The 16,259-nt window shown below is 64.3% G+C and carries 26 protein-coding genes and 2 pseudogenes; 18 read left to right on the top strand and 10 right to left on the bottom strand.

Annotated features, from left to right (window positions below; all coding sequences use genetic code 11):
- Nucleotides 1–40 precede the first annotated feature (40 nt).
- From OH686_RS20995 to OH686_RS20965, 7 genes are read right to left on the bottom strand one after another with little or no spacing between them, the layout of a single operon-like run.
- Complete coding sequence (locus tag OH686_RS20995) at nucleotides 41–391, bottom strand: hypothetical protein (RefSeq protein WP_289534985.1); 351 nt, start codon at nucleotides 389–391, stop codon at nucleotides 41–43.
- A complete protein-coding gene (locus OH686_RS20990; protein ID WP_289534984.1) occupies nucleotides 388–549 on the bottom strand; it encodes a hypothetical protein in 162 nt (53 codons plus the stop codon). Before OH686_RS20990 ends, OH686_RS20995 begins: the two co-directional genes overlap by 4 nt.
- A complete protein-coding gene (locus OH686_RS20985; protein WP_289534982.1) occupies nucleotides 539–1,261 on the bottom strand; it encodes a replication protein P in 723 nt (240 codons plus the stop codon). The genes OH686_RS20990 and OH686_RS20985 overlap by 11 nt, the downstream gene beginning before the upstream one ends.
- A 17-nt stretch (nucleotides 1,262–1,278) precedes the next feature.
- A complete protein-coding gene (locus OH686_RS20980; RefSeq protein WP_289534981.1) occupies nucleotides 1,279–2,106 on the bottom strand; it encodes a hypothetical protein in 828 nt (275 codons plus the stop codon).
- Nucleotides 2,106–2,276, bottom strand: coding sequence for a hypothetical protein (locus OH686_RS20975; protein ID WP_289534980.1), 171 nt, complete (start codon nucleotides 2,274–2,276; stop codon nucleotides 2,106–2,108). Before OH686_RS20975 ends, OH686_RS20980 begins: the two co-directional genes overlap by 1 nt.
- 19 nt (nucleotides 2,277–2,295) lie before the next feature.
- Entirely contained in the window at nucleotides 2,296–2,487 is a 192-nt protein-coding gene (locus OH686_RS20970; RefSeq protein WP_289534979.1) for a plasmid partition protein ParG, read from the bottom strand.
- 10 nt (nucleotides 2,488–2,497) lie between these two features.
- Entirely contained in the window at nucleotides 2,498–2,746 is a 249-nt protein-coding gene (locus tag OH686_RS20965; protein WP_289534978.1) for a helix-turn-helix domain-containing protein, read from the bottom strand.
- A 112-nt stretch (nucleotides 2,747–2,858) separates the two neighbouring features.
- On the opposite strand from OH686_RS20965, the gene OH686_RS20960 reads away from it, so the two are divergent.
- The 18 genes and pseudogenes from OH686_RS20960 (at nucleotide 2,859) to OH686_RS20875 (ending at nucleotide 15,307) form a co-directional block, all read left to right on the top strand.
- Nucleotides 2,859–3,497, top strand: coding sequence for a helix-turn-helix domain-containing protein (locus OH686_RS20960; protein ID WP_289534977.1), 639 nt, complete (start codon nucleotides 2,859–2,861; stop codon nucleotides 3,495–3,497).
- 124 nt (nucleotides 3,498–3,621) lie between these two features.
- Nucleotides 3,622–3,996: a hypothetical protein gene (locus tag OH686_RS20955; protein ID WP_289534975.1), complete on the top strand. Its 375-nt coding sequence runs from the start codon at nucleotides 3,622–3,624 to the stop codon at nucleotides 3,994–3,996.
- Complete coding sequence (locus OH686_RS20950; protein WP_289534974.1) at nucleotides 3,989–4,123, top strand: hypothetical protein; 135 nt, start codon at nucleotides 3,989–3,991, stop codon at nucleotides 4,121–4,123. Before OH686_RS20955 ends, OH686_RS20950 begins: the two co-directional genes overlap by 8 nt.
- A gap of 99 nt (nucleotides 4,124–4,222) precedes the next feature.
- Nucleotides 4,223–4,459: a helix-turn-helix transcriptional regulator gene (locus OH686_RS20945; RefSeq protein WP_289534972.1), complete on the top strand. Its 237-nt coding sequence runs from the start codon at nucleotides 4,223–4,225 to the stop codon at nucleotides 4,457–4,459.
- 14 nt (nucleotides 4,460–4,473) lie between these two features.
- A complete protein-coding gene (locus OH686_RS20940) occupies nucleotides 4,474–4,956 on the top strand; it encodes an RNase H family protein (RefSeq protein WP_289534970.1) in 483 nt (160 codons plus the stop codon).
- Between the two features lie 9 nt (nucleotides 4,957–4,965).
- Nucleotides 4,966–5,769: a hypothetical protein gene (locus tag OH686_RS20935; protein ID WP_289534968.1), complete on the top strand. Its 804-nt coding sequence runs from the start codon at nucleotides 4,966–4,968 to the stop codon at nucleotides 5,767–5,769.
- Nucleotides 5,770–5,773: 4 nt separating this feature from the next.
- Nucleotides 5,774–6,778: a hypothetical protein gene (locus tag OH686_RS20930; protein WP_289534967.1), complete on the top strand. Its 1,005-nt coding sequence runs from the start codon at nucleotides 5,774–5,776 to the stop codon at nucleotides 6,776–6,778.
- A gap of 72 nt (nucleotides 6,779–6,850) precedes the next feature.
- Nucleotides 6,851–7,429: a 3'-5' exonuclease gene (locus tag OH686_RS20925; protein ID WP_289534966.1), complete on the top strand. Its 579-nt coding sequence runs from the start codon at nucleotides 6,851–6,853 to the stop codon at nucleotides 7,427–7,429.
- 14 nt (nucleotides 7,430–7,443) lie between these two features.
- Nucleotides 7,444–7,839 carry a hypothetical protein gene (locus OH686_RS20920; RefSeq protein ID WP_289534965.1) on the top strand — a complete coding sequence of 132 codons (396 nt, stop codon included), beginning with the start codon at nucleotides 7,444–7,446 and terminating at the stop codon, nucleotides 7,837–7,839.
- Nucleotides 7,840–7,850: 11 nt separating this feature from the next.
- Nucleotides 7,851–8,762: pseudogene (rdgC, locus tag OH686_RS20915) on the top strand (recombination-associated protein RdgC); the annotation flags it as partial.
- A pseudogene (locus tag OH686_RS23445) lies at nucleotides 8,758–9,095 on the top strand (DNA translocase FtsK); the annotation flags it as partial. The pseudogenes rdgC and OH686_RS23445, both read left to right, overlap by 5 nt.
- On the top strand, nucleotides 9,088–9,462 hold the full coding sequence (locus tag OH686_RS20905; protein WP_289534964.1) for an Arc family DNA-binding protein: 375 nt from the start codon (nucleotides 9,088–9,090) through the stop codon (nucleotides 9,460–9,462). The pseudogene OH686_RS23445 and the gene OH686_RS20905, both read left to right, overlap by 8 nt.
- Nucleotides 9,459–9,695 carry a hypothetical protein gene (locus tag OH686_RS20900; protein ID WP_289534963.1) on the top strand — a complete coding sequence of 79 codons (237 nt, stop codon included), beginning with the start codon at nucleotides 9,459–9,461 and terminating at the stop codon, nucleotides 9,693–9,695. Before OH686_RS20905 ends, OH686_RS20900 begins: the two co-directional genes overlap by 4 nt.
- Entirely contained in the window at nucleotides 9,692–12,310 is a 2,619-nt protein-coding gene (locus OH686_RS20895; RefSeq protein WP_289534962.1) for a DNA methyltransferase, read from the top strand. The genes OH686_RS20900 and OH686_RS20895 overlap by 4 nt, the downstream gene beginning before the upstream one ends.
- A complete protein-coding gene (locus tag OH686_RS20890; protein ID WP_289534961.1) occupies nucleotides 12,307–13,143 on the top strand; it encodes a phosphoadenosine phosphosulfate reductase in 837 nt (278 codons plus the stop codon). Before OH686_RS20895 ends, OH686_RS20890 begins: the two co-directional genes overlap by 4 nt.
- Nucleotides 13,140–14,597 (top strand): DNA cytosine methyltransferase, encoded by a 1,458-nt coding sequence (locus OH686_RS20885; protein ID WP_289534959.1) that lies wholly within the window; start codon nucleotides 13,140–13,142, stop codon nucleotides 14,595–14,597. The genes OH686_RS20890 and OH686_RS20885 overlap by 4 nt, the downstream gene beginning before the upstream one ends.
- On the top strand, nucleotides 14,594–15,061 hold the full coding sequence (locus OH686_RS20880; RefSeq protein WP_289534958.1) for a hypothetical protein: 468 nt from the start codon (nucleotides 14,594–14,596) through the stop codon (nucleotides 15,059–15,061). The genes OH686_RS20885 and OH686_RS20880 overlap by 4 nt, the downstream gene beginning before the upstream one ends.
- A 63-nt stretch (nucleotides 15,062–15,124) precedes the next feature.
- Nucleotides 15,125–15,307 carry a hypothetical protein gene (locus OH686_RS20875; RefSeq protein WP_289534957.1) on the top strand — a complete coding sequence of 61 codons (183 nt, stop codon included), beginning with the start codon at nucleotides 15,125–15,127 and terminating at the stop codon, nucleotides 15,305–15,307.
- Nucleotides 15,308–15,309: 2 nt separating this feature from the next.
- Here the strand turns inward: OH686_RS20875 and OH686_RS20870 are convergent, their stop codons facing one another.
- The 3 genes from OH686_RS20870 to OH686_RS20860 all read right to left on the bottom strand — a co-directional run bounded on the left by OH686_RS20870 (nucleotide 15,310) and on the right by OH686_RS20860 (nucleotide 16,185).
- Entirely contained in the window at nucleotides 15,310–15,543 is a 234-nt protein-coding gene (locus tag OH686_RS20870) for a hypothetical protein (protein ID WP_289534956.1), read from the bottom strand.
- A gap of 12 nt (nucleotides 15,544–15,555) precedes the next feature.
- Nucleotides 15,556–15,807: a hypothetical protein gene (locus tag OH686_RS20865; RefSeq protein ID WP_289534954.1), complete on the bottom strand. Its 252-nt coding sequence runs from the start codon at nucleotides 15,805–15,807 to the stop codon at nucleotides 15,556–15,558.
- A 144-nt stretch (nucleotides 15,808–15,951) separates the two neighbouring features.
- Nucleotides 15,952–16,185 (bottom strand): hypothetical protein, encoded by a 234-nt coding sequence (locus OH686_RS20860; RefSeq protein WP_289534953.1) that lies wholly within the window; start codon nucleotides 16,183–16,185, stop codon nucleotides 15,952–15,954.
- Nucleotides 16,186–16,259: the final 74 nt, after the last annotated feature.

The following is a 16,259-nucleotide window of genomic DNA, read 5'->3' as shown; positions in this document are numbered from 1 at the left end:
CTGGGCCTCCGGTGTGTCTGTCTTGGCTGTTGTGGCTGGGCTACCCATTAGCCACCTCCGGCTCCAGCAGATTGGCCACGGACTCCACGCCCAGCGCGAAGCTGCGTGGCTTCTCGCGCATGCACTCACTCAGGCGGCCGACAAGGGCCTGCGCCCCATTGGGCAGCTCCAGCAGCCCGCGCATATCGCGGACGAGTTCGAGCGCATGGCGCCGCCCTTCGAGGTAAAGCACGCGGCTGAAGTGTCCGCTGGGCAGCAAATCAGCCTCCCGCAGCACGGCAACAGGCGCTGGCGCAGCGATCGCAACCTTGGGTGTCAGCGAGGACAGCGCACTGGCTGCGTTCCCGCGCTTGCGGGCCCTGGCGAGGGCCATTTCTGCTACTGGGTTCATCGTCTGGCTCCAATCAGCTGCCCGCCAGCAACGACGAGGCGACGGCAACCGCGCGCCAGCGTGAGCTGGCCAGCGGGCCGAGTGAGTTCGTAGCCGCGGCCGATCAGCCAATCGATCGACTCGCGGAGGTCCTGTTGCAGGCGGCGTTCAAGGCTCATGGTGTTCACCTCTCGGCTTGCGGATCTTGGCCAGCAATTGCTGGCGGGCCTGCTCGCCCGTCAGGCGGTCGAGGCCCTGGGCGCGCATGATTTCCTGCACCGCGCGCTCGCCACGACGATCGGCCTGCTCCGGCGTCAGCTCCTTCCCTTCGCTCTGGTCCTCCAGGGCCTGGCGCGGCTCCTCGAGCGGCAACCCCATCGCCGCGCGGCGCAGCAGCTGGTGGTAGGCGTTGCCGAATCGCTTGCGCAGCACCTCCTCTGGCAGCGCGCCCTGGCGGATGTAGAACCAGCCGGTAGTGCGACCGGCGAGGTGCACAGCCTCATGGCTCCAGCGGTGCCGATCCGGGTAGCTGCTCGCCCGCACAGCCTCGCGCCAGGCGGACTCCTCGCCAGGCATGCCGAGGTCGGCCGGGTCAGGCACGCACAGCCTGATAAAGCGGCCAACACTGGGCGCGAAGTCCTGGCCCAGCTGCCGGCACGCCTCGATCCCCCAGCGCAGCTGCTCCATCGTGTTGATGCGGGCCTTGACCAAGCCCTTCACCCAGCTGCGTTTCGCCCGCCCCATTGCCTTTTCGTCCGGCCAGGCCTGGCGCCACGCAGGGAAGATGCCCTGCAGCTCGCCGAATAACTTGTTCACGATTTCCACGGTGGCCGGGTCCAGCTTGGCCGGCAGCCTGACGGGCTCCGGCGGCTGGTTGGGCAGCGTGGCCATGACCTGAGAAACCTGTTTCAAATCCCACCATCCTCGGGCTCTTCAGCCCATCGGGTGTCACCTGTATCCGGCGCCTGGCGTGGCCGCCTGGCCATGCCTCGCCGTTCCAGATCGTCCTGAGCGCGCCGCATCCAGTTGCGCCATGTGGCGCCCCAGTCCGCTTTGCTCTCGCCGGTACCGCGGAAGTGATCCATGAACCGCTCTGTCTCGCGCTCAAGGTTCACGTCTGGCGCGGTCTCCTTCGCCCAGCCCATCATTTGCGTGGTGGTGACGAAGGCGACGGGCAACTGGTGCTTCGGCTTGGATCTGGGCTTCGGCTCCGCCTTGGGCTTGCGCGCTGACTGCGGCGGCGCCGCCGGCGCATCCCCTGGGGGACTAGAGGGGGTATTACTCTTATCTCCTCTACTCTTCTCTGGGGCGTCACCAGGCGTCACACCTGCGTCACTCGCCGTCACTTCTCCCGCACCTTTTCGCCGCGCTCGCAGGTCGCGCATCCGCGCCGTGCTTGAGTCTTCGCGTTTTGGCTGCCGCTCTTCCCAGCGCGCAATGCGCCCGTCGACGATCAGCCCGCGCTCGATCAACCCAACCATCACCCTCTCCGCGGTACCGTCCTCAAACCCCAAAAGCACGTCGTGATCCGCACAGTCGAAACCGGTGACAGAACCGCGTGTCACCTTGGCGTCACCCTGCGTCACCCTCGCGTCACCCGGCGTCACAGAACTCGCACGCTCCAGCAGGCACGCCCACACGGCGATCACCTGCCCCACGCCCACTCCCGCCGCCCGCGCCACGCGCTGGAACTTCGGGTCGGTAACTGTTCCGTGCCACCACCGCAGCCAATCCATCAGCGCCCCTCAGCCAGCTTTGTGGAGACGATCTGCACCACAGCCTGCTCGGCAGTGATTCCCCGCTCCGCGGCATAGGCCTGGAGCCGTGTTCGCTCGGCCGGCGACATGCTGGCCAGCGCCTGCTGCACCAGGCCGTCGCGGGCCTCACAGATATCGGTCGCTTTCATCAGGGCCTCCTCGGGGCCTTCAGGCGGCATCGGTTGATGCCGTAGCCTTGGCTTCGCTCTCGTCGAGCCAGTCCAGAACGATCTGGCGCACCAGCTCAGCGCGGCGCTTACGGCTGCGTTTGCAGGCCGCCAGGATCCGGTCATGGGTCTGGTCATCGAACCGGGCCTTGATCACGTTCTCTTTCACGAATGCGGACAGGTCGTCGTCCATGGATATCTCTCTACGCTGCTGCCTCTTCCCCCGGAGCCTTCGGCATGAAGCGCTCCGGATACAGAATCTGGAGTTCGGTCAGTTCCCCGCCGAAAACCAGACATAGCTTTTCCGCCAGAGCCAAAGAGGCTGTCTGCTGGCAGCGCTCAATGCGCGAGAGATTGGTGTTGTCGATGCTGCCGCCCATCTCGCGCACAAGATCGGTGACCGTCTGAAGCTGCCAGCCGCGCGCTTTCCGCGCCTTTCTCAGAGGGGACATGAGAGGTCTCCTGTTAATCGTGCAACCAATTGTGCGTGTGACGCCAATTTAGCGCAAGCAAAATGGCGTGGCCCGCTTTGTGTGCAACGCCACGCCTTGGAAAAATGGCCCTATGAAAATCGGACCAATCATTCGCACCGCGCGGAAGGCCAAGGGCCTGACGCTCCAAGGGCTCGTTGATCTACTCTCTGCCCGCGGCATTGAGTACGACGCGAGTAACCTTTCGCGCGTAGAGAGGGGCGCTCAGGCGATCAACTCGACGATTCTTGAGCCTCTTCTGAGTATCCTTGGCGTCGACTACCAGGCGCCGGAAGCGAACGTAGAAGATGGCCCCAGGATCAGAGGACTGTGCCCTGTCGTCTCCTGGGTGCAGGCTGGAGCATGGAGAGAAGTGGTCGACATCTACGCAGTTGGTGATGCCGAGGAATGGTTGCCATGCCCCGCGTCCCATGGGGCGCGCACGTTTGTTCTCCGAGTGCGCGGTGAGTCTATGTACAACCCGCATGGCCGCCCGTCGTTCCGTGACGGCGACCTTATCTTCGTAGACCCCGACCGGGTACCAGTGCACGGATCCTTGGTGATCATGAAGCTTGCAGACTCCCAGGAGGCAACCTTCAAGCAACTCATCAATGAAGGGGATCGGAGCTACCTGAAGCCACTGAATCCATCATGGCCCGAGCCCATAATCATCATCGGCCCAGGCACCGATCTGTGCGGCGTAGTGATCTCTAAAGTCGAACTGCTCGTGTAACCCCGCCTCACCGAGAGCCCGCCCTACCGGCGGGCTTTTTTTTGCCTCTCTTTTAAATTTGCGCTTGACGCCATTTGCGCTCCACGCCTATCTTTTGCGCCAGACGCCAATTGGAGGCATGGAAATGCACCAGCATCTGATCACCAACGCAGGCTCTACCGAAGCGGCCCACTACCACGCCATCGACGCAGAGGTTAAGCGCGAGCGCGCCCTAGAGCGCCTGCAGGATCACGTCCGCAAGGACGTGAAGGACCACGAGCCGCAGACCTGCAACGCCTACGCCGCGCACTGCTCCACTTTCTTCGACCGTGACCTGGCCTACGCCTTCTGCCTGGCCCGCCTCACTGGCGACGCCCAACTGCTGGAACAGGCCCTGGCCGACCTCGACAAGCACCTGGCCACCGAGTTGGCCGAGTTCGTCGAGGAAGAGGCCGAAGCCCGCCGCAGCCGTCTGCTGGCCCAGGCCGAGCAGATCGCCCTGGAGGCGGCCCGTGCTTAAGCCCTTCACAGCCAAGACCATCGGCCAAGCCATCAAGCGCGCCCAGGCCGGTGGTGTGCAGCACGTCCAGCAGATCCGCCGCGCGGTTCGCCGTCGCGGTACTTGGTTCCTCACCTGCGAGGTGTAGCGATGAAAGCCAAAGAGCTCGGAAGAGGCCTGTTTGTCTGGGCCGTAATTTGGTCGGTGGTGCTGGTCGCCAGCGCCATCCAGTTCAACTGAGGCAGCCATGGAAACAACAACACTCGACCCGGCATCCGTGATCGTCCGGATGCCGGAAGCGATCGGGATCACCGGGCTGTCGCGGGCCACGATCTACCGCCGCATCAGCTCCGACAAGACCTTCCCCAAGCCTGTGCAACTGAGCGACAGCGATGCACGCGGCGCGCCCATCGGCTTCGTGCTGGGCGAGCTGCAGGCCTGGGTAGAGAAACGCAAAGAGGCGCGCAGCAACGCTGCGGCATAAGGAACATCGAGAAGATGAACATCGAGAACATCACCGTCTTCACTGACGCCAGCTTCTGCTCACAGACCAAGTGCGCAGGTGGCGCCCTTTGGGCCCGCGGCGCCGAGATCAAGTTTCAGCACGCCTTCCCGGTCCAAGGCGCGCTGCAAGCCCATGAGGCCGAGATCCTGACCGCTTGCAACGCTATCCAGGCGCTGCTGGAGCACCCGGAGTTTAACCAGGAGCTGAGCAAGGGCGCCGCCACCCGGCTGGTGGTGGTGGTCGACTGCCTGGCCGTCAAGGACGCCTTCGAGCAGAAGCAAGTCCGTATGAGCAGCCCCGTTGCCGCAGCCATCCAGGCAGTTCTTCAAATCCGTGAGCGCCTGGGCTTCTGGCTGAAAGTGAACCACGTCAAGGCGCACAGCGGCACTGACTCCCCCCGCCAGTGGGTGAACCACTGGTGCGACCGTAACGCCAAGGCGCAGATGCGCCAAATGCGCGCCGCAACTCAGAACTGAGGCTTGATCATGGGACAGCAAGAAAAACCCAATCCGAACATGGCCTTGTGGGATCTGGTGAAAACCACCGACAAGGCCTTCACCAAGACCGTTGAAATGGATGGGCGCAGCGTCACCACCATCAATGGCACCTACATCGCGCGGCGCGCCACGGAGGTGTTCGGCCCGATCGGCAAGGGCTGGGGCTTCGACATCCTCCAGGACCGCATGGACCAGGGAGCACCGATCTGTGCCGGCACCGGTGAAAACCACCGCGTTATTGCGCATGAGCTGATGCACACCATTCTGCTCAAGTTCTGGTATCTGCGCGGCGGCAAGAAGAACTACATCACCCAGTACGGGCATACCCCATTCGTTCGCAGCAGCAAGTACGGGCCCTACACCGACTTCGACGCGCCGAAGAAGAGTGTCACCGACGCTATCAAGAAATGCCTGTCACTGGCCGGGTTCAGCGCCGACGTGCACCTCGGCATGTTCGATGACCCGATCTATGTGGAAGGTCTCGAGCTGAAGAAGCGCCTCGAAGATGCCGGCGATAAGGACACCGTGCTGGATGAGGTGAAAGGCGAGTTCAAAGACTGGCTGGCTCGCCAGCTGAGCGCTCTGGAGCGCGCGCCCACCATTCAATCCCTGCACCTGATCAGCAAGCAGCTGGTGGAAGCCGCTCGCGCCAAGGCCTCGATCGTTAACTACAACCCCGACGACATCGAGCAACGCATCAAGGAAGCCGCCCAGGCTCGCGAGCAGCAACTGACCGACAACCCGCCGCGCATTGAGCTCGCGTCCGAAACCCTCTCCCCTGCCCAGGAGTAACGCCATGACCACCATCAACGATGTAGATCTCGACAACGGCACCGTCAACGTTGCCGAGTACAGCCAAACCAACGCCGCACTCGCGGGCCTCAAGGAGAAGTATGCCGTTCTGCCGGACGTGAACACTCCGGCCGGCTACGAGCTGGCCAAGGCCGGCATCAAGGAGCTGACCAGCTTCCGCACCTCGCTGGAGGATGCCCGCAAGCGCGTCAAGGAGCCGTTCCTGCAGGCTGGCAAGATCATCGACGCCGAAGCCAAGCGCATCACTGCCGAGCTAGTAGCGTTGGAGGATCCGCTGAAGGCTGCCAAGAAGGAAGTCGACGACCGCAAAGAGCGTGAGCGCCAGGAGCGCATCGCTCGCCTGCAAGTGAAGGTCGACGCCATCAAGGCAATGCCGGCCCAGGTGCGCGGCCAGTCCAGCGCCAAGATCAGCGAAATGCTCGACCGCGTTGGCGAAATCGACGCCATGCACGACTTCTACGACCTCACCAAGGAGGCCGTTGCCGCACGCCAGGAAGCCCTGGACGAGCTGACCCGCATGCTCACCGAGCGCCTGACCTTCGAGGCAGCCGAGGAAGAGCGCCGCGCACTGGAGGCACAGAACGCCGAACTGCGTCGCCAGCAGGAAGCGCAGCAGGCCGAGCTGCAACGCCAGCAAGAAGAGCTTCAGCGTCAGCAGCGTGAACTGCAGGACCAGCGTGAGGCTATCGAGCGTGAGCGTGCAGCGCTCAATCCTGCGCCGGCCGCTCAGGAGCCTGCCCCCGCCCCTGCAGCTGCAGTCGCCCAGGCAGAGCCAATCCCAGCCGCCAAACCGAAGAAGACCGACAACCGCCAATGGCGCGCCGTGGTCACCGACAAGAGCGCTCTGATCGCCGCCATCGCCGCCGGCTATGGCACCGAGGATCTGCTGATCATCGACCAGGCCGCTCTGGACAGCCTGGCCAACGACGCGCGCCAGAACCTGGAACTGGCCGGCGTTCGCGCTGAGCCGGTACCCGCCGCCGCTTAACCACCACTGAGCACACCCACCACGCCGCCAATTCGGCGTGGGTTGGGGCTCCTTTTGCCCGAGGAAATAGAAATGAGCCAACTGATCGCCGTCTTCGACACCGAAACCACCGGCATGGTGGATTGGAAAAACCCCAGCGAAGCCGGCCACCAGCCGCACATCGTTGAGATCGCGGCAATCCTGCACAACGCCGAAGGCGCTGTGATCGACAGCTACAAGGCCATCGTTCGCCCGAGTGGCTGGACCAGCACCGACGAGGCGCTGGCAAAGCACGGCATCTCCCACGAGTTCGCGATGGATGTGGGAATTCCAGAGTCCGAGGCCCTGGAGGGCTTCTTGGCTCTGTACAGCCGTGCCGGAATCCGTGCTGCCCACAACGCCACCTTCGACGACCGGATTATCCGGATCGCCATGTCGCGCTACATGGACAAGGTGAAGGCCGACGCCTTCAAGGACGCCACCGAGAAATTCTGCACCTGCAACCAGTCCCGCGGCCCAGTCGGGCTGGGCAAGCTTCCGACCCTGGCAGAGGCCTATAAGCACTTCTTCGCCGAGGACCTGGTGGAAGCCCACCGCGCCATGCCGGATGCCCAGGCCTGCGCCCGCATTTACTTCGCGCTGCAGGGCATCACCCTGCCGGCAGCGGCCTGAGCGGGGGCGCAGCCATGCACCACCTGACAACACTCAACCTGCCCACCCCTTCATCCAAGGACGCGGATCGCCAGTGGCTGGCCGCCATGCTTGAGGCCGCCGGGGGTGAGCAGGTAGTCGAGGTGATCCAGATCGAGCCGCGCCCGCTGGTGTCCCGCCAGTGGCGCGCGGACGACATGACCATCATCACCAAGGCCCGCCGCGAGGAGCAGTCCCGCAAAGCCCTCCGCAAGGCTGGCCGTCCTCACGGCTCTATCGCTGACGACACCGCCCTGGTCGAGCGCGCCAGCGCCATGCAGGCCCTGGGCCTCTCCCGCTACGCCACCGCGCGCGCACTGAAGATCGGTTGCGACCGACTCGACCGCATTGCCGCCCGCCACGGCCTCCAGTTCAAACAAGCCGCTGCATAAGGAGCATCGCCATGTGGTTCCGTAACCTGCTGATCTACCGCATCACCCAGGCCATCGACCTGGAAGCCTTCGCCCTGGCCGCAGCTCTGGCCGCCAAGCCCGCCCGCCCCTGCGCCAGCCAGGAGCTGACAACCTACGGTTTCATCGCCCCCATCGGCGACGCCCCCGACGCTCCACTGGTGCACGAGAGCAGCGGCTTCATGCTGATCGGCGCCCGCAAAGAGGAGCGCATCCTTCCGGCCAGCGTCATCAATGACGCCCTCCGCGACAAGGTCAAAGAGATCGAGGCCAACCAGCTCCGTAAGGTCTACAAGAAGGAGCGCGACCAGCTCAAGGACGAGATCATCCAGGCCTTCCTGCCGCGCGCCTTCACCCGCCGCAAGTCCACCTTCGCCGCAATCATGCCGGCCGAGGGGCTGATCATCGTCGACACAGCCAGTTCCAAGCAGGCCGAGGATCTGCTGTCGACCTTGCGCGAGGCGATCGGCTCGCTGCCGGTCCGCCCGCTCAGCACCGCCCTCCCCATCACCGCGACCCTCACCGACTGGATCCGCGAGCAGAAGCCCGCCAAGGACTTCTGGATCAGTGACGACGCTCTCCTCCGCGACACCGACGAGCAGGGCAGCATCACCGCCAAGCACCAGGACCTGACCAGCGAGGAAATCCAGCAGCACCTGGCCGCAGGCAAGTGCGTGGCCAAGCTCGCCCTGGCCTGGCAGGACAAGCTGTCGTTTGTGCTCGACGAGGGCCTGGTGATCCGCCGCCTGCGCTTCGAAGACCTGCTGCAGGAGCAGGCGCTGGACAACGCCGGCAAGGATGCAGAGCAGCTGGCCCAGCTCGACGCCAGCTTCGTGCTGATGATGCTGACCTTCCGCTCCTTCATCCCCGCCCTGATCGAGGCTCTGGGAGGTGAAGCGACACCAGCTGAGCTCGGGGTGGAAACTTCGACCACCAGCACCTCCTCCGGCGGAATCGACGTCACCAACCTCCTCGGCATGAATGACGGCATCACCGCCACCCTGCATTTCCCTGGTCGTGAGCTGGCCGGCGAGCAGATCGACGGTAGCGCCGATGATCCGCTCTACAAGGAAGCGGTCGAGTTCGTCCGCGAGAGCGATCGCGCATCCATCTCCGCCGTCCAGCGCAAGCTGAAGATCGGCTACAACCGCGCCGCCCGCATGATCGAGGCCATGGAAGTGGCCGGCATCGTCACCGCCATGAACAGCAACGGCTCCCGGGAGGTGATCCGTGGCTGATTCCCGAACCGCCGACAAGTTCGTGGTGCGCCTGCCGGACGGCATGCGCGCCATGGTCGAAGGCAAAGCCATCGATCTGCATACCAGCATGAACACCTTTGTCGTCCAGGCAATCTCGGAAAAGCTGGCGCGCGGCATTCGCCAGGAACTGCTGCTGGATGCGCTGGAGCGAGCTACCAACCAGCGCGCCCACCAGGCCCTGCAACAGCCTCGGTTGATCGGCTGGCGCACCGCGGACTACCTCTTCGAAACCGCAGACCGCGCCGTCGCGGATAACTGGTCGGCGCACAACACCATGCTGCCGATCTTCGAAGGCGACCCCGTCACCAAGCTGGCGGCGCCCGAGCTGCAGGGTGCGCCGTCATGATGCACCACTGCTCGATCGACATCAGCAACGGCGTCATCCGCTACGCCCGCACCCCGCGCCGCCTTGATGGGCTGCTGAAGGAGGCTGGTACCGGCCGATCGCTGTCGGGCGAGGAAGTGCTGAGCCGCGCCTACGACCTGGCCAGCAAGGGCTACCAGGCCATGCCAGTTGGCTGCGACAACTTCGACGCCCAGGGCCTCTGCCTTGGGCACGAGGAGGCGCCGCAGCCATGACCGCCTACCAGGACTTCCTGCGCGCCAAGGTCCGCATGGCGGAGCCTCAAGGCTTCGCCGTCGAACCGTCGGTATTCCACCCCAAGCTGAAGGACCATCAGCGCGCGATCGCCACCTGGATGGTGCGCCAGGGTCGCGCGGCGTGCTTCGCGGCCTTCGGCCTGGGCAAATCGGTGATACAGCTCGAAGTCGTCCGGGTTACTCGTGAACTGGCCGGCGGCTTCGCGCTTATCACCATCCCGCTGGGCGTCCGCCAGGAGTTCTACCGCGACGCCGCAATGCTGGGCATCAAGGTGCGCTTCATTCGCCGGTTCGAGGAGGTCGACGATCCCGAGGTCATTTACCTGACCAACTACGAGACGGTGCGTGACGGCAAGCTCGACCCGCGCCTGTTCACCGTGGCCAGTCTGGACGAGGCGAGCTGCCTACGAGGCTTCGGCGGATCCAAGACCTTCCGTGAGTTCATGGCCCTTTTCGCCGGTGACGATCGTGCCAACGGCATTCGGAGCCAGGGCGTCCGCTACCGCTTCGTGGCCACGGCCACCCCCAGCCCGAACGAATACATAGAGCTGCTGGCCTACTCGGCGTTCCTGTCGGTGATGGATGTTGGCCAGGCCAAGACACGCTTCTTCAAGCGCAACAGCGAGAAGGCTGACCAGCTCACCATCCACGAGCATAAGGAGGCCGAGTTCTGGATGTGGGTCGCCTCCTGGGGAATCTTCGTCCAGCGCCCGAGCGACCTGGGCTTCAGCGATGAAGGCTACGACCTGCCAGAGCTGGACATTCGCTGGCACGAAGTGCCATCGGACCACTCCGCCGCCGGCCACGAGCGCAACGGCCAGGGCCGCCTGCTGCGTAACACCGCCATCGGCGTGCAGGACGCCGCCGCCGAGAAGCGCGAAAGCCTGCCGGCGCGTGTCGCCAAGATGATGGAACTGCGCGCCGAGGAACCTGGCGCCCACCGCATCATCTGGCACGACCTCGAGGCCGAGCGCCACGCGATCGACAACGCCATCCCGTCAGTGGTCAGCGTGTACGGCTCGCAGGATATCGAGGAGCGCGAGAACGCCATCATCGACTTCAGCGACGGCAAGTTCCCCGAGCTCTCGGCCAAGCCCGTCATCGCCGGCAGCGGCTGCAACTTCCAGCGCCACTGCTCCTGGGCCATCTACCTGGGCATCGGCTTCAAGTTCAACGACTTCATCCAATCCATTCACCGCCTGCACCGCTTCCTGCAGCTCGGCCGCGTGCGCATCGACCTGATCTACACCGAGGCCGAGCGCGATATCCGCCGCCAGCTGGAACGGAAGTGGAAACAGCACAACACCATGGTTCAGCGCATGACCGAGATCATCAAGCAGTACGGCCTGTCCGTGGCCGCCATGGCGCAGCAGCTCACCCGCGCTATGGGTGTCGAGCGCGTCGAGATCACCGGCCAGAACTACCGCATCGTCAATAACGACTGCGTAGACGAGGCCCGCCGCCTGGCAGACAACAGCGTCCACCTGACTGTCACCAGCATCCCGTTCAGCACCCAGTACGAGTACTCGCCGAACTACGCCGACTTCGGCCACACCGACGACAACGACCATTTCTTCCAGCAGATGGACTACCTGACGCCGGAGCTTCTGCGCGCAACGGTGCCCGGGCGCCTCGCCTGTATCCACGTCAAAGACCGGATCGTTCCCGGCGGCATGACCGGGCTCGGCTTCCAGACCGTGTACCCCTTCCACATGCAGGTGGTTGCCCACTTCATCAAGCACGGCTGGGGCTACATGGGCATGAAGACCATCGTCACCGACGTGGTGCGCGAGAACGCTCAGACCTACCGGCTCAGCTGGACCGAGCAGTGCAAGGACGGCACCAAAATGGGCGTCGGCATGCCTGAGTACCTGCTGATTTTCCGCAAGCCGCCGACCGACACCAGCAACGCCTACGGCGACGTGCCGGTGGTGAAGGCCAAACCGATCTGCCTGGACGAGAGCGGCAACATCGTGCCCTTCGCCATGGACAAGAAGCTGACCATCACCCGCGGCAACGGCTACAGCCGCGCCCGCTGGCAGTTCGACGCCCACGGCTTCACCCGCAGCAGCGGCGACCGCCCGCTGACCGAGGCCGACTTCGAAGGCATCCCGCATGACGTGATGTTCAAGCTCTACCGCGAGTACAGCCTGGCCACCGTCTACGACTTCGAGCACCACGTCCGCATCGGCGAGGCCCTGGAGATCACCGGCAAGCTGCCCACCGGCTTCATGCTGCTGCCGCCACAGTCCTGGCACCCGGATGTCTGGACCGATGTCGCCCGCATGCGGACGCTGAACGCCGAGCAGTACAGCAAGGGCCAGGAGATGCACCTCTGCCCCCTGCAGTTCGACATCGTCGACCGCGCCATCGTCCAGTACTCGATGGAGGGCGAGACCGTCTACGACCCGTTCGGCGGGATCATGACTGTTCCCTACTGCGCCCTGAAGCTGAAGCGCAAAGCGATCGCCAGCGAACTGAATCCCCGCTACTTCCTGGACGGTGCCGGCTACTGCAAGGCCGTCGAGGAAGAAATGGCCATGCCGGGCCTCTTCGACCTGCTCGATGCCGAGCAGGAGGCGGGTGCGGCATGAGCGAGCGAGCGCCAGTAGCTGTCGCCTACGGAGCCGGCACGAACAGCACCGCCTTGCTGGTGGAAATGGTTCGTCTCGGCGAGCCAGTCGACGCCATCCTGTTCGCCGACACTGGCGGCGAGCGGCCAGGGACCTATGCCTACCGAGACCTTTTCTCCGCCTGGCTTGTCGAGCGCGGCTATCCCGCAATCACCACAGTACAAGCGTCTAGCGCGACGCTGGAGGAGGACTGCCTACGGCGCTCGGCACTGCCCGCGCTGTCTTATGGGTTCAAAACCTGCTCCATCCGCTTCAAGCAGCAGCCGCAAACGAAGTGGCTCAACAACTGGCGCCCAGCAAAAGCAGCCTGGGCCAGAGGGCAAAAGGTCGTAAAGCTGATCGGCTACGACTTAGACGAGCCGCACCGCGGGAAACCTTTCGAGGACGACAAGTTCGTCAACCGCTACCCGCTACTGGAATGGGGCTGGGGCCGAGAGGAATGTGTGGCCGCCATCGCCGCGGCCGGACTCCCGCAGCCTGGCAAATCCTCCTGCTTCTACTGCCCGTCGATGACCAAGCCGGAGATCTTGCAGCTCCGCAAGGAGCACCCCGACCTGCTGATCCGGGCGCTGAACATCGAGACCACGGCGAAGAACGCCGGCGGCCTCGACAGCGTGAACGGCCTCGGCCGGAAGCTGAACTGGGGTGACTTCATCGAACTGGTCGACGAGGCCGAGGCCAACGACCCAACAGCGTTCTTCCTGCGCCAGCAGGACTTCCCCAATCCCCCACAGTGCGGCGGCTGCTACGACGGTCGCTCGCTCGATGCCGACGAGCAGGAGCCCGCCGCATGACCTGCGCCATCGACTACGGCTCCATCTGCAGCGGCATCGAGGCGGCTTCGCTGGCTTGGGAATGCCTGGACTTCAAGCCCCGCTGGTTCGCCGAGATCGAGCCCTTCCCGTCCGCCGTGCTCGCTCACCGCTGGCCGGCGGTGCCCAACCTGGGCGACATGACCAAGCTCGCCCGCGAGGTGCTGCTCGGCACCATCGTCGCGCCGCTGATACTCGTCGGCGGAACGCCATGCCAAGACTTCTCGGTCGCCGGTATGCGTGCTGGCCTGGCCGGCGAACGCGGCGCCCTCACCATCAAATTCGTGGAGCTGGCTGATGCAGTTGACTATGTTCGCCCCGCCGGAGACGAGTGCATCGTCGTCTGGGAAAACGTCCCCGGAGTCCTCTCCGATAAAGGCAATGCGTTCGGGTGCTTCCTCGGGGCCATGGTGGGCGAGGCCGACGCACTCATCCCGCCAGGGGGTAAGTGGACAAAGTCTGGTGTTGTGTATGGACCCCGGCGAACAGCCGCATGGCGGATTCTGGATGCCCAATATTTCGGAGTGGCCCAACGACGCCGTCGTGTGTTCGTTGTCGCAAGTGCTCGAGCAGACTTCGATCCCGAAGAAGTACTTCTTGAGCGCGAAGGCCTGCTCCGGGATCGTCCGCCGCGCCGAGGCGAGGGGCAAGACCTTGCCGGCCACGCTCCATTCGGCCCTGCTCTCCAGTGCGGATGTGGATACACATACGGCCTGAGCCTGGGCGAGTACGGCTGCCCGAACTGCGAAGGCGACGAGGGCCCAGCCGTCGAGGTGATGGCTGGCGTCCCTGCGTTCGGCGGAGAGAACCAGAGCGGCAACCTTTTCCAGGCAGGTGCCCTGACCGCCCATGGCCAGCGCAACGACTTCGCATCGGAGACGTTCTGTGTTTCACCAACTCTGGCCGGCGGCGCTCGGAAGGCAGGCGGATACAGCTACGACGACATCCCGCTTACCGCGGCAACACTCGACGCCTCGTACGGAAAGCTTCAGGGCTGCAGCGGACAGGATCTGAACCATGGGCACAGTCATCTGATTTGTGTGCATGGAACACAAGACCCTGACATCTGCTTCGACCAGACACATCCGCTAGGCCGCAACAGCGGCCAGGAAAACGCGGTTCTGGTGTTCGACCCTACCCAGATCACCTCGCCAACTTGCAGGAGCAACCCGCTGCCAGGGGATCCTTGCCACACCCTGGCAAAGGGTCAGCGACCGCCAACGCTGATCAGCTCACAGGTGCGCCGCCTCACCCCGCGCGAGTGCGAGCGCCTACAGGGCATGCCCGACGACCACACGCTGATCCCCTGGCGGGGCAAGCCTGCCGAGGAATGCCCGGACGGCCCACGCTACAAGGCCATCGGCAACAGCAAGGCGGTACCGGTGGTGCGCTGGATCGGCCGGCGGATCAAGCAGCAGCTGGAGCGCAGAGCATGAGCCGCCGCAAGCCGAACAACGGCAAGGCCCGGATGGAGCGCGCCATGCGCGCGATCCTGGGCACCAACCACGTCGCGGTGGTCAGCATCGATCCCTCTGGCTGGCAGGGGATGGTCAACTGGAAGCTGGCCAAGCGAATCCCGCCTGGCCGCCGCGTGGCGGATGCGGTCTGCGACATCTCGCACCGCTGGACGATCTACCTGGCCGGCCTGTGCGTCGACCAGGCGGGCAATCGCTACATGAAGAGCCAGGAGGTGGTGCCGAACGGGGTCTATCGCGCCGAGCATCTGACCGACGTCATCGAGACCTGCTACCGGGACCAGCTCTCCACTTGCAACCCGCGCCAGCTTGTCGCCTCTGGCTGGATCGCCATTCCCTGCCCTGTATCCCTGACCGAGGAGCAGGCCTACCGGGTATTCGACCTAGTGGGCGCCTGGGATCAGCGCCAGCAGGTGACCGCATGAGCCGAATAGCGAGCCTATTCGGCTCACCCATCCAACCCCATCACCAACACAGGCGAGGTAGCCATGCGCAACCATACGCTCGACCAGACCATCGTGGAGCTTTACCGCTGCCTGCGCGAAGCCCGCGCGCTTCGCCGGCTGCAGAAGAAGGAACCGCAGAAGCGGCACCCCAAGGAAGCCGGCTCGCTTCGCCGCTCCTCCATGGACTTGACCCGCAAGCTGGCCGACCTGCGCCAGAATCGCTAGCCCTATTTCGGGATCAGCAGATCCTCGTCATTGATACCCAGGAGAGGGAGCGCCGTTTTCTGGCGGCGCTCCTGCAGCCGCTGGCGAGTGGGCCGCGTGGCGAACTGGCGCCGGTCCAGACACGAGCGCAGCGCGCTGCTGATCTGGAAGTGTCCGCAGCCGAGGCACACCGCCTCGGTGTAGCTGCTCTTCACCTGCAGAACGTCGACCGGCTGGAAGCAGACAGGGCAGTTCATGCCGCACCCCGATCAGAGGACACGGTTGCGCTCGGTGTACATCACCTGTTTCAGCTGATGCAGGGCGACAAGCTCACCACCAACCGCGTCGCGCCAGGCCCTATGGATGGTTTTATAGCGGTCGTCGAGATCGGCAATCAGCAGGCGATAGCGCTGTATTTCCAGCACCAGACTGCGAGCTTCCGGGCATGGGTTCTCGGTCCAGATGCGCCGCAACTCAGCGCTAGTGACCGGTTTGAATGGAGGCAAGCCGAAGAGATTCATGGCAATGAATTACTGTATGCATTTACAGTATTCTTGCACGACATATCGCAGCCGTCTCCAGCCGCTCATCACCAGGGCCTCCCTGCCCGGCCGTCATCCTTGCCCGACGCGCGGCCGGCGGGCGGTGCCGGTGATGATAGCGTCTCAGTCCTCTTCAAGCCGGAACAGGAACTGACCGTTTCCCTTGCGGGCTGCAACACCATCCTCGATGAAGCCAACCAGGTCCCCGCCTGCGCCGTAAACCTCTTCACCGTCAACTCGGAACAGCCAAGTGCCGTTATCCGAGTGCAGCATGCCGTCTTCGAGCCAACCAACCCTCGGCCCATCTGGGCCTGCACCATAGGCGACGAATCGCCCTTCGCTGTAGTCCTTCGCCATACAAGCCTCCTGCCCGGCCCCATGCCGGAGCATCAACCAATAGCCCACACCCACCTTTCACGCCACTGGCGAGG

The sequence above is a fragment of the Pseudomonas sp. SO81 genome, assembly GCF_030374125.1.
Taxonomy (GTDB): Bacteria; Pseudomonadota; Gammaproteobacteria; order Pseudomonadales; family Pseudomonadaceae; genus Aquipseudomonas.
Note: the sequence above shows the minus strand (reverse complement) of the source record. Positions and strands in the feature narration are given on the sequence as shown.

What these genes read in the sequence shown, in the direction of transcription:
- OH686_RS20995 (WP_289534985.1), bottom strand. Translation starts at nt 391, where the DNA reads ATGAACCCAGTAGCAGAAATGGCCCTCGCCAGGGCCCGCAAGCGCGGG.
- OH686_RS20990 (WP_289534984.1), bottom strand. Translation starts at nt 549, where the DNA reads ATGAGCCTTGAACGCCGCCTGCAACAGGACCTCCGCGAGTCGATCGAT.
- OH686_RS20985 (WP_289534982.1), bottom strand. Translation starts at nt 1,261, where the DNA reads ATGGCCACGCTGCCCAACCAGCCGCCGGAGCCCGTCAGGCTGCCGGCC.
- OH686_RS20980 (WP_289534981.1), bottom strand. Translation starts at nt 2,106, where the DNA reads ATGGATTGGCTGCGGTGGTGGCACGGAACAGTTACCGACCCGAAGTTC.
- OH686_RS20975 (WP_289534980.1), bottom strand. Translation starts at nt 2,276, where the DNA reads ATGAAAGCGACCGATATCTGTGAGGCCCGCGACGGCCTGGTGCAGCAG.
- OH686_RS20970 (WP_289534979.1), bottom strand. Translation starts at nt 2,487, where the DNA reads ATGGACGACGACCTGTCCGCATTCGTGAAAGAGAACGTGATCAAGGCC.
- OH686_RS20965 (WP_289534978.1), bottom strand. Translation starts at nt 2,746, where the DNA reads ATGTCCCCTCTGAGAAAGGCGCGGAAAGCGCGCGGCTGGCAGCTTCAG.
- OH686_RS20960 (WP_289534977.1), top strand. Translation starts at nt 2,859, where the DNA reads ATGAAAATCGGACCAATCATTCGCACCGCGCGGAAGGCCAAGGGCCTG.
- OH686_RS20955 (WP_289534975.1), top strand. Translation starts at nt 3,622, where the DNA reads ATGCACCAGCATCTGATCACCAACGCAGGCTCTACCGAAGCGGCCCAC.
- OH686_RS20945 (WP_289534972.1), top strand. Translation starts at nt 4,223, where the DNA reads ATGGAAACAACAACACTCGACCCGGCATCCGTGATCGTCCGGATGCCG.
- OH686_RS20940 (WP_289534970.1), top strand. Translation starts at nt 4,474, where the DNA reads ATGAACATCGAGAACATCACCGTCTTCACTGACGCCAGCTTCTGCTCA.
- OH686_RS20935 (WP_289534968.1), top strand. Translation starts at nt 4,966, where the DNA reads ATGGGACAGCAAGAAAAACCCAATCCGAACATGGCCTTGTGGGATCTG.
- OH686_RS20930 (WP_289534967.1), top strand. Translation starts at nt 5,774, where the DNA reads ATGACCACCATCAACGATGTAGATCTCGACAACGGCACCGTCAACGTT.
- OH686_RS20925 (WP_289534966.1), top strand. Translation starts at nt 6,851, where the DNA reads ATGAGCCAACTGATCGCCGTCTTCGACACCGAAACCACCGGCATGGTG.
- OH686_RS20920 (WP_289534965.1), top strand. Translation starts at nt 7,444, where the DNA reads ATGCACCACCTGACAACACTCAACCTGCCCACCCCTTCATCCAAGGAC.
- OH686_RS20900 (WP_289534963.1), top strand. Translation starts at nt 9,459, where the DNA reads ATGATGCACCACTGCTCGATCGACATCAGCAACGGCGTCATCCGCTAC.
- OH686_RS20895 (WP_289534962.1), top strand. Translation starts at nt 9,692, where the DNA reads ATGACCGCCTACCAGGACTTCCTGCGCGCCAAGGTCCGCATGGCGGAG.
- OH686_RS20890 (WP_289534961.1), top strand. Translation starts at nt 12,307, where the DNA reads ATGAGCGAGCGAGCGCCAGTAGCTGTCGCCTACGGAGCCGGCACGAAC.
- OH686_RS20885 (WP_289534959.1), top strand. Translation starts at nt 13,140, where the DNA reads ATGACCTGCGCCATCGACTACGGCTCCATCTGCAGCGGCATCGAGGCG.
- OH686_RS20880 (WP_289534958.1), top strand. Translation starts at nt 14,594, where the DNA reads ATGAGCCGCCGCAAGCCGAACAACGGCAAGGCCCGGATGGAGCGCGCC.
- OH686_RS20875 (WP_289534957.1), top strand. Translation starts at nt 15,125, where the DNA reads ATGCGCAACCATACGCTCGACCAGACCATCGTGGAGCTTTACCGCTGC.
- OH686_RS20870 (WP_289534956.1), bottom strand. Translation starts at nt 15,543, where the DNA reads ATGAACTGCCCTGTCTGCTTCCAGCCGGTCGACGTTCTGCAGGTGAAG.
- OH686_RS20865 (WP_289534954.1), bottom strand. Translation starts at nt 15,807, where the DNA reads ATGAATCTCTTCGGCTTGCCTCCATTCAAACCGGTCACTAGCGCTGAG.
- OH686_RS20860 (WP_289534953.1), bottom strand. Translation starts at nt 16,185, where the DNA reads ATGGCGAAGGACTACAGCGAAGGGCGATTCGTCGCCTATGGTGCAGGC.